The organism is Citrobacter sp. Cpo061 (assembly GCF_030332845.1).
GTDB lineage: Bacteria > Pseudomonadota > Gammaproteobacteria > Enterobacterales > Enterobacteriaceae > Citrobacter > Citrobacter portucalensis.
Window position 1 is genome coordinate 577,502 of sequence record NZ_JAOWHB010000054.1, and the last position, 14,828, is coordinate 592,329.

Consider the following 14,828-nt stretch of genomic DNA (forward strand, 5'->3'; position numbering starts at 1 on the left):
TCCAGCATTCCTGGTGGAAAGCATTCCATTCTCAAAATCTATGAGCAAACTTTAGCTATTCTTATCAAACATACTTACGGGAGATCCTACAGATGATGTCAACGCTTGCCCCACCATCTGTACTTTCCGCTCCCCAGCGCCGTTGCCAGGTGCTGCTGACGCTTTTCCTGCCGGGGCAAATCGCTACTACACAAACCTTCAGCAGCCTCAACGGTGTCGATGATGCCACGGTTCAGGAAGATATTATTGGCGCAGGACTCGAAATCCAGCGCTATCACCGGCTCGCGATAGCCACCGCGCAGAATGGTGGCTATACGATCGAAGGAACCCCGCTAAATCAACGTCTGTGTCTGTTGCAGTGGCTGCGCCGTGGCCTGCGGATTTGCCCTGCCTTTATCGCCCAGCAGTTTACCCCGGCGTTAAAAGCAGAACTTAAACAAAGGGGGATCGCACGTACGCTGTATGACGACACCAATCTGCACGCGCTCATTAATCTGTGTTCCCGGCGCTTGCAGAAACCGTTTGAGTGTCGTGACATCCAGTTCCTGCGCCTGTATTTACAGTACTGCCTGCTACAGCACCACGCGGGGATCACCCCGGAGTTTAACCCACTCCAGCAACGCTGGGCGCAATCCTGCGCGGAATATCCGCTCGCCGAGGAAATTGGCCGTCACTGGCAGCGCCACGTCATGCAGAGTGCACCGCTGGGCGAATCGCTGTTTATGGCGTTGCTGTTCTCAATGCTTCGTATCCCCGACCCGATTCGCGATAATCACCAGCAGGATCGCCGCCTGCGCCTTGCTATTGCGCGGCTGGTGCTGCGTTTTCGCGAGTATGGCAATGTGCGCTTCAGCGATGAGCAAGGGCTGAATGACCAGTTGTATATCCACCTGGCTCAGGCACTGAACCGCAGCGTGTTTGCCATCGGCATTGATAACACGCAGCCGGAAGAGTTCAGCCGCCTTTATCCCCGGCTGGTTCGTACTACCCGCGAGGCGATTCACGGCTTCGAGGCCGAATACGATGTGCAATTTTCCGAAGAAGAGATCGGGCTGGTGGCCGTTATTTTCGGCGCCTGGCTGATGCAGGAGAAGGATTTACACGAAAAGCAGATTATCCTGCTGACCGGTAGTAACGAACAACTTGAAGTACATATAGAGCAACAGCTGCGCGAACTGACGCTGCTGCCGCTCAACGTAAAACATATGCCGATGCAGGACTTTCAAAAAGAGGGTGCCCCGCGCGGCGTAACGCTGATTATTACGCCGTACACCACGCCGTTACCGCTATTTTCACCCCCGTTGATTCATGCGGATCTGGCGCTTACGCCGCATCAGCAGCAGCAGATCCGCAAAATCCTCGAATCATAACGTTGCAGGCTGCGCGACCACCTTCGGGCGCAGAACGATTGCCGGGAGCGCCACCAGCGCCATCACCCAGAACACGCCGCTGCCCAGATTCTGGTACAGATAGCCCGCGAATACGGTCATGATGGCGATACTGCCGCCCATCGCTATCGCGGAATACACCGCCTGCAAACGAATAACTTCGCTCCCCTGGCGTGCCGCGATATAACGCATTGCCGCCAGGTGGCAGACGGTAAAGGTTCCGCAATGGAGGATTTGCACCACGATCAGCCACGGCAGCTCGGTGCTCCAGCCCATCAATCCCCAACGCACCACCCCGCAAACGGCGGAAAGCAGCAGCAGATCGCGGGCGCTGAAACGACGGAACAGCTTGTGGCTAAGTGCGAAAATAATCACCTCCGCCACCACACCTAGTGACCATAAATAGCCCACCGCCGAAGCGGAATATCCGGCAGACTGCCAATAGATGGCGCTGAAACCATAATACGCAGCATGCGCCCCCTGTAGCAGACTCACGCAAGCAAGAAAACGCCAGCTCTGGGTTATCAGCGCGCGCCAGGCGGGCCATCCCGCACTCTCCTGCTGACGGTTTTCACCCGCTGGCTGCACGCTCGGGCGAATCATCATGCCCAGCAGCATCGAGGCGACGCCAAGCGATAGCAGGACCAGGATCACCCGATAGTCAAACAGGCTCACCAGTTTGCCGGTTAGCGCGGAGCCGATCACAAAAGCCACGGATCCCCACAGTCGCACCCGACCGTAATCCATGGTTATCTGTTTCTGCCAGGTGTTGGCCAGCGCATCGGTCAGCGGTACCAGCGGTGAGAAAAACAGGTTGAAGCCGACCATCACCACCATCAGCCACGCCACGTTGGTTCCCGCCCAGAAGGCCAGCGCAAACACCAGCGTCAACAGGGCCAGAATACGTAACGCTGAGATCAGCCGAGAGGGATCGCTCACACGCGGCGCAATCAGCAAACTACCGAGAAAACGGGCAATCAGCCCCGCGCCCAGCAGTAAACCGATGGTTTCCGGCGTCAGCCCTAGCCCTTCGAGCCAGACGCTCCAGAAAGGCAGAAAGATACCGTAGCTAAAGAAGTAGGTGAAATAACCGAGCGCCAGCCAGCGCGTGGAATGCAAAGCCATGAATCCCTCCCGTTTGGAGGCGATAGTCTGGCGACAAACGCAGGCTGGCGCAAGAGAGCATTAACAGGCAGATAACATGATTTTTGCCCTATTCGATGCTAATTTGCATCGCAAAATGGCAGCGTTCTCCCTGCGCTAAAACCTGCAATCCCGGCTGCCCCTGCATGTTGTGGGCATTCACCGGATGCGTTTGCGGCTCCAGACACAGGAACTCCTCACCCGACATTCTGAACAGCATCAACCACGGAGTTTGCGCTAAAATCGTGACTTTCATCACATCACGATGAATAACGGCCCGCCCGCTCCAGCCAGAATATCCGACATTCAGCCAGCTATCCTCACCGTATTGCGCATGCATGAAATCAGCCGCTGAAGGGATATCACGTTGCCATTCCAGCGGCAGATGCTGCTCCCCCTCAGGCCAGTAGCCGCTTGCGGTGAACTGCGCAGTACTGCGCTTATCAAAGGCGAAAAACGGATGGAACCCGCAGCCGTAAATCATTGGCTGCTCACCGCAATGAGTGAGCGTCAACGAGGCGTGCAGGCTCGAGGTTTCCAGTTGATAGCAAAGCTGCGCCGTATAGTCGTAGCCACAGGGATGCCAACTGCGCAACTGCAGCAAACAACCGCTTTGAGTGACAGTGATAACCTGCCAGCGTTGCAGCCAGCCGTCACCGTGCAGGAAAAAGGTGTCATCTGCGCCATGTTGAGGTAAAACCACCTCTTCACCGCGCAGCATAAAACGATTTCCCGCCACCCGATTCGCGACCGGCAGCATCGGGAACAGGCCGCAATCACCGGGTTGCTGACCATGACCTTCGCGTAAAATGGCCTGTTGATGTTGTAACGAAACCAGACTTAATAGCGAACCGCCCTGCGAGTCTACGCACATCCGCAGATGTGCGTTTTGTAGCGTCAGCAGACCATCCATTATCGGGCGCTTCGTTGCTGGGCTGATGTGCCAGCTTTTGTATGTTGCGCCGCCAGCTGTTCTTCCAGCGCTTCCAGCGTCACGCCTTTGGTTTCCGGTACATTACGCAGAACATATATGAAGCCCATCGCGCAAATCACACCGTACAGCAGGAAGCTTCCCGACGCGCCCAGACTCGCATTGAGCAGCGGGAAGGTATAGGTCAGCAGGAAGCAGGCAATCCACAGCGCCAGCGTCCCCAGCGACATCGCCAACCCACGAACGCGGTTAGGGAAAATTTCAGACAGCAGTACCCAGGTCACCGGAGCCAGCGTCAGGGCGTAAATGGCAATCGCCGCCAGCACCAGAACCAAAACCGGCCAGCCCAGAATGCCCAACCCGTATGCCCCGGCAATGAGTACGTAGATAACCGTCAGCCCTGATGCACCAAACAGCATCAGTTTACGACGCCCAATTTTGTCCACTAACGGCAGAGCGGCAAGGGTAAAGACCAGATTGATGATCCCGGTCGCTACGATCGATTTTAACGTACCGTTGATGTCGAATCCGGCAGAAGCGAAGATCTCCTGCGCATAGTTGAAAATAACGTTGATCCCACACCACTGCTGAAACACTGCCAGCACCATGCCAATAATCACGATCGGTTTGATCTGTGGTTGTAACAGCGTTGACCACGCGACCTTGTGATTATCTTTTTGCAGCGTATGTTCAATCTCTTTCAGCGTTTGCCCGGCATATTCCGCCGAACCAATGCGCTGCAGCATGGCACGCGCACGATCGGCTTTCCCCGCTTTCACCAGCCAACGCGGCGATTCAGGAACAAAGAACATCAGCACCAGGAAAATTACCGCGGGCACTAATTCTGCGCCAAACATCCAGCGCCAGCCCGTCTGACCGTTCCAGCTTTCAACAATTGCCTGCTGCGTAGCGCCTGTGGCGACAGGTTCGGCAATCATCAGGTTGATAAGCTGCGCCGCCAGCACGCCAATGACGATGGTGAGCTGGTTAACGGCCACAAAGCGACCACGCTTTTCAGCGGGGCTAACCTCGGCGATATACAGTGGGCTTAGCGCAGACGCCAGACCAATCCCCACGCCGCCAACGATGCGATAAACAATAAACATATCGAAGTTACTGGCGACGGCAGTTCCCCAGGCGGAAGCGCTAAAGAGGATCGCTGAGAGAATCAGCGGCATTTTTCGGCCAAATTTATCGGCGCACCAGCCGGAAATCAGCGCGCCAAAGATACAACCAACCAGCGCGGAACTCATCGCCCAGCCGGATTGTGCCGGATCGGTAATCGAGAAATATGCTTCATAGAAGGGTTTTGCCCCGCCGATCACCACCCAGTCATAGCCAAACAGTAAACCTCCGCAGGCCGCAACCAGGCAGATAGTCCAGACGTAACCAATCTTTAAATGTGTCTGCGCGTTATTCATTATGATTCCTCTTTCAGGGAAACGCAGGGTACAGTAGGTTTCGGGTGAGGTTACCCCCACCCGTTTCGGGTGTTACTGGAAAAGCCTTACGTTAATGGCGTGACGCAGCAGTAATGCCTTGTCATGTGCCGGATTGAGTTGCAGGAGTTCATCAAGTCCGCGCTGACAGGCGGCGCTATTTCCCAGCCCCAGATGCCCGAGCGCATTGATAAACAGGCAGTGTTGCTGGTGTTTTGCTTGTGCTGAGGTATCCAGCACCACCAGGTCGGGTAGCGAGACGGCGAAGAAATCGACATCCGGCACGTTGTCGTGATGCGACTCAACCCATTGCAGGAAGCTATTGAACAAAGCGTCCGCCTCTGCGTCATCGCCAAGTTTTCTCTGCGCCATACCCTGCCAGAAGAGATAGTCCACTGGCTGGTCGTTGTAGTAACGTCCGGCATCCAGTGAGCTGCCGCCACGCGTCGCACGGGAGAAGTAGCGCTGGGATTCCTCGAAATGGCCTTGCAGCTGCGCGCAATGCCCCAGCAAATACCAGATGTCATTATCCGTTTGCCCAGGCAGACGCCCCTCCCCAAGGTTTTGCGGGTAGTGCAGCGCCTGTTGCAGCTGCGCGATGGCGGTTTGCAGGTCGCCGGACTGAACGGCAGCAAGGGCACGATGCATCTGATTCAGCAGATATTGCCCGGTGGCTTTACCTTCACCACCTTCCCACGGATGGAACACGCGTTCACGTAACACTGCGGCGGCATCGTCGTAGCGCCCCACCCCATTCCACAAGCTGAGCAGTTCCACCGTCAGATCGTCTCGATGGAAGACAATCTCTTTACTGGCTTCCAGTCGCTGCAGACGCTGCTCAGCGGGTTGTGCCATTAACTTCTTGAGATAGTCGAGTTCAAACAGGAAGCGAGCATTCTGTGGTTCCAGCGCCACGGCCTGCGACAAATACTGCATCGCCTGCTGTGCATCGCGCAGTTTGTTCCAGGCATAGATTCCCAGTAAACGGTGTACCGGTGCGAAATCCGCTTCCTGCGCAAGCGTGAACTGCCAGCAGGAAACCGCCTCGGCATAACGCCGTTTGCTGTACCAGAAGCAGCCGAGGAAATAGCGGGCAAAAGCACTTTGCTCAAGAGTTTGCAGCATCTGCACTTCATCCAGCGTATTGGGGAAGCGCACGCGGTTTTGCAGACACTCACGAGCACGTTCAATGAACGGTTGTGGATTATCGCTCAGCGAAGCGCGCCACAGCATCGGCAGCGTTTCCTGGCTGTCGAGCAGTTCCAGCACGCTACGGGCAGCATCCTTTTGCCCCAAAGAAGTCAGCCAGCCTGCCAGTTCACACGCGTTGGTCCCGCGCCGCCCGGTAATCGAGATTAGCGCCTGTGCAGTGGCCTCATCCTGGCAAATAGCCCAGCGCGCATAGTGCAGGGTGTAACTCAGCGGATAATCAACCAGTTGTTGGCGAATGTAGTCCAGCGCTTGCGCATTGCGATCAAGCTTTGCCAGCGCCAGCGCTTTCAGCCCCATCGCCAGGTGATTACTGCCGTTAAAGCGCAGGCTCTGCTCGACCTTTTCCAAGGCGCCGGCGTAGTCCTGACGCTTCATCGCCAGACGCGCTAACGACCAGAAAGCCGCATCCCGGCAGTTGCCGCTCCAGCTGGCCTTATAATAATTATCCCACGCGCTGTCATCATCGCCCTGACGTTCCTGTGCGGCGGCCAGCAGCATACTTGCCTCACCATCACGCGGATTTTTATTGAGCTTATGCGCCCGCTCCAGCGCCTTGCCAGCACATTGTGCCGCCAGCGCCCAGTCGGCGCGGTTTAGCGCCAGCGTCCCCAGGGCCACATTATTGCGGTAGTCCAGCGGATCAACGTCCAGCGCGCGGCGATAATAATCTTCGGCATAGCGGCTGGCGTGGTTGTACTGCTCCAGATGCTGACCAATAAAATAGAGTTCATCGGTATTAGAAAGCGCTTCTGGCAGCGCTGGCGCAACGGCCGCCGAAGGCAGCGGTAATTCTTTCGCGATGTGCTCTTCGTACTGCAAAAGCGTAGTGCCATCGACGCTTGTGACGGTCATCGTCACCCGGGCATGGCCATTGTCAGACACATCGGCCAGCCAGCTCTGTCCAGGCTCAAGGGTGAGGGTATTTTCATAGAACGGCTGCCCGTGCGCAGCAAGCGTAACCTGAACATCGCGTAGCGGCGCAATCGCATAAACGCCCACAGAAAGCTGGCTACGCTCACGCACCAGACGAAGCGCCAACTGCGTGCTGGCGTTTTGCACCATTCCCAGTTCGCTGTAGGGCAAGAAGTTTTGCACGAAGACTTTCTCTTCGTACGGCGCAAGCCAGGTGAAATCCGGCTGATTATCGGTAAAGACCCCGGTCATCAGTTCAATATACGGACCGTTGTCATCGGTGAGATTACGATCCCAGGCAACACCAAAGTCGCCGTATCCCCATGTCCACTGTTTTTTCCCCGGCGAAACATGGTGATCGGCCACATGCAGCAACCCACCACGCTCGCCGTGATGCCACGCGCCAACAAAATCATAATCTGATTTTTCAGCCATATAGGAGGTCGGTACGGGTACGTTCTTGTAGCGTGAGATATCCACACCGGCCGAATAGTCCACTTTGTAGTATGTGCCGGTGGCGATTGGAAACGCTGAGACATCGCGCTTACCGTGGTCAAATACCGCCGTCACATCCGGAGGGAACACGCTCTGATGATCGTCGCCGCCCTTCACCGCCGGATTCGCCCACCATAAGAAGTGGCGCGGGGTAGCGTTACCGTTAAACACCTTCCCGGTTATCTCGATCAACGCGCGATCCGGATACAGCGTGAATCCGGTCATTACCTGTAAACCGCGCATAGGCTCAACCTCACCCATCCACACGGTGTATTCACCCTGCTCACCCTGCTGCTGAGTAAAATCCACCGGCATAAAGGTGGTCGGGCGATGATGTTGCGGCCAGTTAAACTCGATGCCGCCGGAGATCCACGGCCCAAGCAGACCGACCAGCGCGGGTTTCACCACTTCGTTGTAGTAGACGAAGTCGCGCTGCTGCACTTTGTCATACGCTCGATGAATACGCCCGCCTAACTCCGGCAGCAGCATGATGCGAATGAAGTCATTCTCCATCCACACCGCCTGATAGTCGCGCATTTCACGTTTGCCGGTCAGCGTATCAATCACGCCGTAAGGGTAAACCGCTCCAGAAGATCCCTGATACACCCGTTTTTCCAGAAACATTGGGTTGGCATCTTCTTCACCCGCCGCCCAAGTTGGGAGGGTGATCGTTTCCTGCCAGACTTTAACTGAACCGTACATGCCGCTCTCCACTCAATAAACAAAAGTAAAAATTCAACTTGATGCTATTCTGCGGCAGTTAGGTGGCGTTAAAATGCGCAATGCTCACGCAATATAGTTAAGGGAGTTAAGTGAATGCAGCGTTCGGGGTTCAACAACGTCAGGGTCCGTCAGGCGAATAAACAGATCTTTTTGTCTCACCTGTGGCGGGAAAAACAGCTCAGCAAGTCACAGCTGGCGCAGCTCACCAGCCTGTCGATCCCGGCGGTCAGCAATATCCTCGAAGAACTGATGGATGAAGGGAGAATCAGCCATTCGCGAGAAACCTTAAGTCAGCGCGGTTTGAGCAGCGGCAGCTATCATTTGCCAGAAAAAGGCGCCTGGACGCTGTGCATCAACGTCACCCCCACCAGCATCACCAGTCAACTGGCGGACGCGCGGCTGGTTGCTGTCGGCAACTGGCAGCATGAAGTTATCAACCCCGAATCGCCAAAAGCACTGCTGTCAGCCCTGGCAGCACACTGGCGGGAGTATCGTCGGGAATTTCCCGAGGTGACGATTAATCTGGCGCTTGGCGTTCATGGTCAAGTTGATCCGATAACCGGTGCATCAAAAACCATGCCCCAGGCCCCGTGGAAAACACCGGTGGAAATAAAATATCTGCTGGAGGAGAAGCTCGGCGTGCAGGTCCGGCTGGACAATGACTGCGTGATGCTGGCGCTGGCGGAAAAATGGCAAAACCCGGCGGCAAACGGTGATTTCTGCGTGATTAACGTTGATTACGGTATTGGCTCATCGTTTGTGATTAACGATAACATCTGGCGCGGTAGCCTGTATGGCAGCGGTCAGATTGGGCATACCATCATTCATCCCGATGGTGTCGCCTGTGACTGTGGTCGCTATGGCTGTCTGGAAACCGTAGCGTCATTAAGCGCATTGAAAAAGCAGGCCCGGGTGTGGATGAAATCGCAGCCGACATCCCTTTACGATCCGGAAACGCTCACCACTGACCAGCTAATTGCGGCCTGGCAGCACGGAGATGTCCGCATTCAGGCCTGGGCCGAAAATGCCGCCAGCGCCATCGGGCTGAGTCTTTATAACTTTCTGAATATACTGAATATTAACCAAATATGGTTGTATGGGCGTAGCTGCGCATTTGGCGACAGCTGGCTCAATACGCTGGTGCAGCAAACTGGGTTTAACCCATTCGATCACGGCGATAACCCGCGAGCCAGAGCCACGCAGATAAGCTTCGGTAAGCTTAATCGCACCCAGCAACTTATGGGCATTGGCTATCTGTATGTCGAGTCACAGCTTAGCGAGTTATAGCCATTACTCCGTCAGGCTCACCGCTAAACGTTCATGTACCGTGGCGATAAAATCGGTCAACGCCGGTTTGATTGGCCCTTTTTTCCACGCCATCAACAGCGCAATGGTCGGTACATCGCCAACAATAGGGCGGAAAACCACCTGTCCGGTATTAAAATTATTCATATAACCGGGTATCAAAGTCACCCCCAGCCCCATGCCGACCAGGTTCATGGTCACCAGAATGTTGGTTGCCACCTGCACAATGTTGGGCTGGCTTTTTTGCTGCTGAAACCAGTTTTTGACAATCATCGCTAACGCGCCAGAGTAGGCCGGATCGGTGCTGACAAAATTCACGCCGTGTAGTTGTTCTGCGGAGATTGCTTGCTCATTAGCTAACGGATGATTCACCGGTAAAACCACTACTAACGGCTCATGAATCAGCTCCAGATAATCGAGATCCGGGCTGTACACCGGGTGGCGCATTAAGCCCACATCCAGCTCTCCACTCAGGATCTTCTCTTCCTGTTCGGTGGTGATCAGACTCACCAGCTCAATGTGCGTATCTGGCTGTTTTAAACGAAACAAAGGCAGCACCTTCGGCAGCAGATTTACCTCTGCGGAAGGGACAAAACCGATGGCGAAATGATTATCTTCCTGCACCGTTTTACGGGCACGAACTTTGGCGTTTTCCGCCTGTTCGAGGATCGCCAGCGCATCTTGCAAAAAGCACTCTCCCGCCGCCGTCAGCGCAACTTTTCGTTTATCCCGCACCAGCAACGGAACGCCCACGCACGTTTCCAGATCGCGGATCTGGCTGCTTAACGACGGCTGAGAGGTATGCAGCTTTTCTGCCGCTCGGGTGAAATTCAGCGCCTGCGCCACCGCTACGAAATAGCGTAAGTGCCTCAGTTCCATGCCCTTCTCCTTGTTATCGAAAAAATGTCTCAACTGGTAGAAATTTACTATTTCACAGATTAATAACTAACCAGCAACATCCTTAAGGTACAAAAAAAGAAGGTCAATACATCTTAGCTTTCAGGATTAAAAAATATGACCACACCCTCAAATTTAGACATCTACCAACTGATCGACACGCAAAACGGTCGCGTAACCCCACGAATTTATACCGACCCTGAAATTTACCAACTGGAGCTGGAACGCATCTTCGGACGCTGCTGGTTATTTCTCGCCCACGAAAGCCAAATCCCCAAACCCGGTGATTTTTTTAACACCTACATGGGCGAGGATGCAGTTGTGGTGGTTCGCCAGAAAGACGGCAGCATCAAAGCGTTTCTCAACCAGTGTCGCCACCGCGCAATGCGCGTCAGCTACGCCGACTGCGGCAATACCCGCGCTTTCACCTGCCCGTATCACGGCTGGTCGTACGGCATAAACGGCGAGCTGATCGACGTTCCGCTGGAACCGCGCGCCTACCCGCAAGGGCTGTGCAAATCGCACTGGGGGCTGAACGAAGTTCCTGGCGTAGAGAGCTACAAGGGACTGATTTTCGGCAACTGGGATACCTCCGCGCCTGCGCTGCGCGATTATCTCGGCGACATCGCCTGGTATCTCGACGGTGTGCTGGATCGTCGTGAAGGCGGCACCGAAATCGTCGGTGGCGTACAAAAGTGGACCATTGATTGTAACTGGAAATTCCCCGCCGAACAGTTTGCCAGCGACCAGTATCACGCGCTGTTCAGCCATGCCTCGGCCGTGCAGGTGCTGGGGGCAAAAGACGACGGCAGCGGTAAACGCCTGGGCGACGGACAAACCGCCCGCCCGGTGTGGGAAACCGCCAAAGACGCACTACAGTTCGGTCAGGATGGGCACGGTAGCGGATTTTTCTTTACCGAAAATCCTGATGCCAACGTCTGGGTCGACGGCGAAGTCTCCAGCTATTACCGCGACACCTACGCGGAAGCCGAGCAGCGTCTGGGTAAAGTTCGCGCCCTGCGTCTGGCCGGTCACAACAACATTTTCCCAACGCTTTCCTGGCTCAACGGTACTGCCACCTTAAGGGTCTGGCATCCGCGCGGGCCGGATCAAGTTGAAGTATGGGCATTCTGTATTACCGATAAAGCCGCCTCTGATGAAGTGAAAGCTGCGTTTGAAAACAGCGCCACGCGCGCCTTTGGCCCCGCCGGATTCCTGGAGCAGGACGACTCGGAAAACTGGTGTGAAATTCAAAAACTGCTGAAGGGTCACCGCGCACGCAACACCAAGTTGTGTCTGGAAATGGGGCTGGGCCAGGAGAAACGTCGTGAAGACGGCATTCCGGGGATCACCAACTACATCTTTTCGGAAACCGCCGCGCGCGGCATGTATCAGCGCTGGGCCGATTTACTCAGCAGCGAAAGCTGGCAGGAAGTGCAGGAAAAAACCGCCGCTTACCAGCAGGAGGTGATGAAATGAGCACCTTCGTTTCTCAGGAACTACACCACCGCATTACACAGTTTCTCTACCATGAAGCCAGCCTGCTGGATGACTGGAAGTTTCGTGACTGGCTGGCACAACTGGATGAAGACATTCGCTACACCATGCGTACGACGGTCAATGCCCAGACGCGCGATCGTCGCAAAGGCGTGCAGCCGCCGACCACCTGGATTTTCAACGACAACAAAGACCAGCTCGAACGTCGTATCGCGCGGCTGGAAACCGGCATGGCCTGGGCGGAAGAGCCACCGTCGCGTACCCGGCACCTGATCAGCAACTGCCAGGTCAGTGAAACTGGGGTTCCCGACGTCTTTGCCGTGCGCCTTAATTATCTGCTGTATCGCGCGCAAAAAGAGCGCGATGAAACCTTTTACGTCGGCATGCGCATAGACAAAGTGCGCCGTTTGCCGGGCGATGAGTGGCGCTTACTGGAGCGTGAGATCGTGCTGGATCAAGCGGTGATCACCTCCCATAACCTGAGTGTACTGTTCTGATGAGTCGTGTTTATGCCTGCCCCGTAGGGGATTTGCCGGAGGGTGAAGCGCTCCGGCTTGATACCTCGCCCGTCATCGCGCTGTTCAACGTTGGCGGCGAGTTCTATGCCATTAACGATCGCTGTAGCCACGGTAACGCCTCGATGTCGGAAGGCTATCTGGAAGACGACGCTACGGTGGAATGCCCGCTGCATGCCGCCAGTTTTTGCCTGAAAACCGGCAAGGCGTTGTGCTTACCCGCCACCGACGCGCTCACCACCTACGCGGTATATGTAGACGGTAGCGATGTGTTTGTTGATATTCCAGAGGACGCAAGATGAGCGATTTACGCGATAACGTGGTCTTTATCACCGGCGGCGGCTCCGGTCTTGGTCTGGCACTGGTCGAGCGTTTCATCGAAGAAGGTGCGCGGGTCGCCACGCTGGAGCTGTCGCCAGCTAAAGTTGCCAGCCTGCGTCAGCGCTTTGGCGAACATGTGCTGGCAATCGAAGGCAACGTCACCTGCTACGCCGACTATCAGCGCGCGGTAGATCAAATCCTGACGCATTACGGTACGCTGGACTGTTTTATCGGAAATGCGGGGATATGGGATCACAACGCCTCGTTGGTCAATACGCCTGCGGATGCGCTGGAGAGCGGCTTTCATGAGCTGTTTAACGTCAACGTGCTGGGCTATCTGCTGGGCGCGAAAGCCTGTGCCCCTGCACTTATCGCCAGCGAAGGCAGCATCATCTTTACCCTATCCAATGCGTCGTGGTATCCCGGCGGCGGCGGCCCGCTGTATACCGCCAGCAAACATGCGGCTACCGGGCTGATTCGCCAGCTGGCATACGAGCTGGCACCAAAGGTTCGTGTTAACGGTGTCGGTCCATGCGGTATGGCGACAGATCTACGCGGCCCGCAGGCGCTGGGACAAAACGATACATCGATTATGCAGTCGCTGACGCCGGAAAAAATCGCCGCTATTTTGCCACTACAATTTTTCCCGGAGCCGGCGGATTTTACCGGCCCGTATGTGATGCTGGCGTCAAAGCGCAACAACCGCACATTGAGCGGCGTGATGATCAATGCCGACGCCGGTCTGGGGATTCGCGGTATTCGTCACGTCGCCGCCGGACTGGATCTCTGAGGAGGCGTTATGAACCCAAAAACTATTGCTATCGTCGGCGGCGGTCAGGCGGCGGCTATGGCTACCGCTGCACTGCGCCAACAAGGTTTTGACGGCGAATTACACCTGTTTTCCGATGAGCAGCATCTGCCCTATGAACGCCCACCGCTCTCCAAAGCGATGCTACTGGACGACAATCCGCAACTTCAGCCGATACTCCCCGCTGACTGGTGGCGGGAACACAACGTACAGCTGCATCTGGGGGTTACTGTGCAGACGCTCGGCCGCCAAACGCATCAGCTGGTGCTGGCTAATGGGCAGAGTTATCCATGGGATCGGCTACTGATTGCGACGGGCGCTGCGGCACGCCCCCTTCCGCAACTGGATAAGCTGGGCGATCGTTGCTTCACCCTGCGCCACGCGGGCGATGCCGAGCGCCTGCGCGACAATTTATTGCCGGGCAAGTCGATTGTCATTGTCGGTGCGGGCACCATTGGTCTGGAACTGGCGGCCAGCGCGACTCAACGCGGCTGTCAGGTGACGGTGGTGGAGCTGGCGCCAACGGTTATGGGCCGCAACGCGCCTGCTCCGGTGCGCGACTACCTGCTAGCCCGCCACCAACTTGCGGGCGTGCGGGTACTGCTTAACAGCGCTATTGAGCATGCCGAAGCGGGAGAGTGTCTCTCGCTCATGCTGCAAAACGGCGAAACTCTCACCGCTGATGCGGTGATCTATGGCATTGGTATTGTGGCTAACGATATGCTGGCCCGCGAAGCGGGGCTGGAGACGGCGAACGGCATTATCGTTGATGCCGCCTGCACCACCTCCGATCCCGCGATTTTCGCCGCCGGTGACGTAGCGATAACGCGCCAGGCTGACGGTTCGTTAGTACGCGTGGAAAGCTGGGAAAACGCCAATTTTCAGGCACAGGTTGCCGCCGCCGCGATGCTCAATCAACCGCAGCCAGCAGCAACGCCGGGCTGGTTCTGGACCGATCAGTACCGTGATAATCTACAGTTTGTCGGCGAAATGCAGGGTGAGAACTGGCTCCTACGCGGCGATCCTGATGCGCAGAAAGCAATATGGTTTAACCTACAGGATGGCGTGATTGTCGGCGCAGTAACGTTGAATCAGGGTCGAGAAATACGTTTATTGAGAAAATGGATTCAGGCAAAGAAAAAGCCGCCAGTGGCGACTTTAATCGATGAAACAATCTTGCTTAAGTCAATATAACTGCCGGATGGCACTTCGTTTATCCGGCCTACATGTGAGTTACCTGTA

General features: G+C 55.7%; 12 protein-coding genes. 7 read left to right on the forward strand and 5 right to left on the reverse strand.

Annotated features, from left to right (window positions below; translation table 11 throughout):
* The first annotated feature begins 92 nt into the window (after positions 1-92).
* Positions 93-1,370, forward strand: coding sequence for a stationary phase inducible protein CsiE (gene csiE, locus OGX97_RS22920; RefSeq protein WP_235126999.1), 1,278 nt, complete (start codon positions 93-95; stop codon positions 1,368-1,370).
* On the opposite strand, the gene OGX97_RS22925 is transcribed toward csiE, so the two are convergent.
* The 4 genes from OGX97_RS22925 to OGX97_RS22940 all read right to left on the reverse strand — a co-directional run bounded on the left by OGX97_RS22925 (position 1,365) and on the right by OGX97_RS22940 (position 8,222).
* Positions 1,365-2,513: a 3-phenylpropionate MFS transporter gene (locus OGX97_RS22925; protein WP_008785472.1), complete on the reverse strand. Its 1,149-nt coding sequence runs from the start codon at positions 2,511-2,513 to the stop codon at positions 1,365-1,367. The two genes, csiE and OGX97_RS22925, sit on opposite strands and share 6 nt — an antisense overlap.
* Positions 2,514-2,601: 88 nt before the next feature.
* The gene (locus tag OGX97_RS22930; protein ID WP_071446847.1) at positions 2,602-3,444 is read right to left on the reverse strand and encodes an aldose 1-epimerase; all 843 of its coding nucleotides are present in this window, start codon (positions 3,442-3,444) and stop codon (positions 2,602-2,604) included.
* The gene (locus OGX97_RS22935; protein WP_125363478.1) at positions 3,444-4,883 is read right to left on the reverse strand and encodes a sugar porter family MFS transporter; all 1,440 of its coding nucleotides are present in this window, start codon (positions 4,881-4,883) and stop codon (positions 3,444-3,446) included. Before OGX97_RS22935 ends, OGX97_RS22930 begins: the two co-directional genes overlap by 1 nt.
* 72 nt (positions 4,884-4,955) lie before the next feature.
* Positions 4,956-8,222: a DUF5107 domain-containing protein gene (locus OGX97_RS22940; RefSeq protein ID WP_279850710.1), complete on the reverse strand. Its 3,267-nt coding sequence runs from the start codon at positions 8,220-8,222 to the stop codon at positions 4,956-4,958.
* Between the two features lie 114 nt (positions 8,223-8,336).
* On the opposite strand from OGX97_RS22940, the gene OGX97_RS22945 reads away from it, so the two are divergent.
* Positions 8,337-9,530, forward strand: a complete 1,194-nt coding sequence (locus OGX97_RS22945) for an ROK family transcriptional regulator (RefSeq protein ID WP_125363476.1) — start codon at positions 8,337-8,339, stop codon at positions 9,528-9,530.
* Between the two features lie 3 nt (positions 9,531-9,533).
* Here the strand turns inward: OGX97_RS22945 and hcaR are convergent, their stop codons facing one another.
* The gene (gene hcaR, locus OGX97_RS22950; RefSeq protein WP_048234713.1) at positions 9,534-10,427 is read right to left on the reverse strand and encodes a DNA-binding transcriptional regulator HcaR; all 894 of its coding nucleotides are present in this window, start codon (positions 10,425-10,427) and stop codon (positions 9,534-9,536) included.
* Between the two features lie 135 nt (positions 10,428-10,562).
* Here hcaR and hcaE point away from each other — a divergent pair, with 135 nt between their 5' ends.
* From hcaE to hcaD, 5 genes are read left to right on the forward strand one after another with little or no spacing between them, the layout of a single operon-like run.
* Positions 10,563-11,924 (forward strand): 3-phenylpropionate/cinnamic acid dioxygenase subunit alpha, encoded by a 1,362-nt coding sequence (hcaE, locus tag OGX97_RS22955; RefSeq protein ID WP_125363475.1) that lies wholly within the window; start codon positions 10,563-10,565, stop codon positions 11,922-11,924.
* On the forward strand, positions 11,921-12,439 hold the full coding sequence (gene hcaF, locus OGX97_RS22960) for a 3-phenylpropionate/cinnamic acid dioxygenase subunit beta (RefSeq protein ID WP_118262737.1): 519 nt from the start codon (positions 11,921-11,923) through the stop codon (positions 12,437-12,439). The genes hcaE and hcaF overlap by 4 nt, the downstream gene beginning before the upstream one ends.
* Positions 12,439-12,759: a 3-phenylpropionate/cinnamic acid dioxygenase ferredoxin subunit gene (gene hcaC / locus OGX97_RS22965; RefSeq protein WP_032944244.1), complete on the forward strand. Its 321-nt coding sequence runs from the start codon at positions 12,439-12,441 to the stop codon at positions 12,757-12,759. Before hcaF ends, hcaC begins: the two co-directional genes overlap by 1 nt.
* Positions 12,756-13,568 carry a 3-phenylpropionate-dihydrodiol/cinnamic acid-dihydrodiol dehydrogenase gene (hcaB, locus tag OGX97_RS22970; RefSeq protein ID WP_048215769.1) on the forward strand — a complete coding sequence of 271 codons (813 nt, stop codon included), beginning with the start codon at positions 12,756-12,758 and terminating at the stop codon, positions 13,566-13,568. The genes hcaC and hcaB overlap by 4 nt, the downstream gene beginning before the upstream one ends.
* 9 nt (positions 13,569-13,577) lie before the next feature.
* Positions 13,578-14,780: a phenylpropionate dioxygenase ferredoxin reductase subunit gene (gene hcaD, locus OGX97_RS22975; RefSeq protein WP_125363474.1), complete on the forward strand. Its 1,203-nt coding sequence runs from the start codon at positions 13,578-13,580 to the stop codon at positions 14,778-14,780.
* The last annotated feature ends 48 nt before the right edge of the window (positions 14,781-14,828 follow it).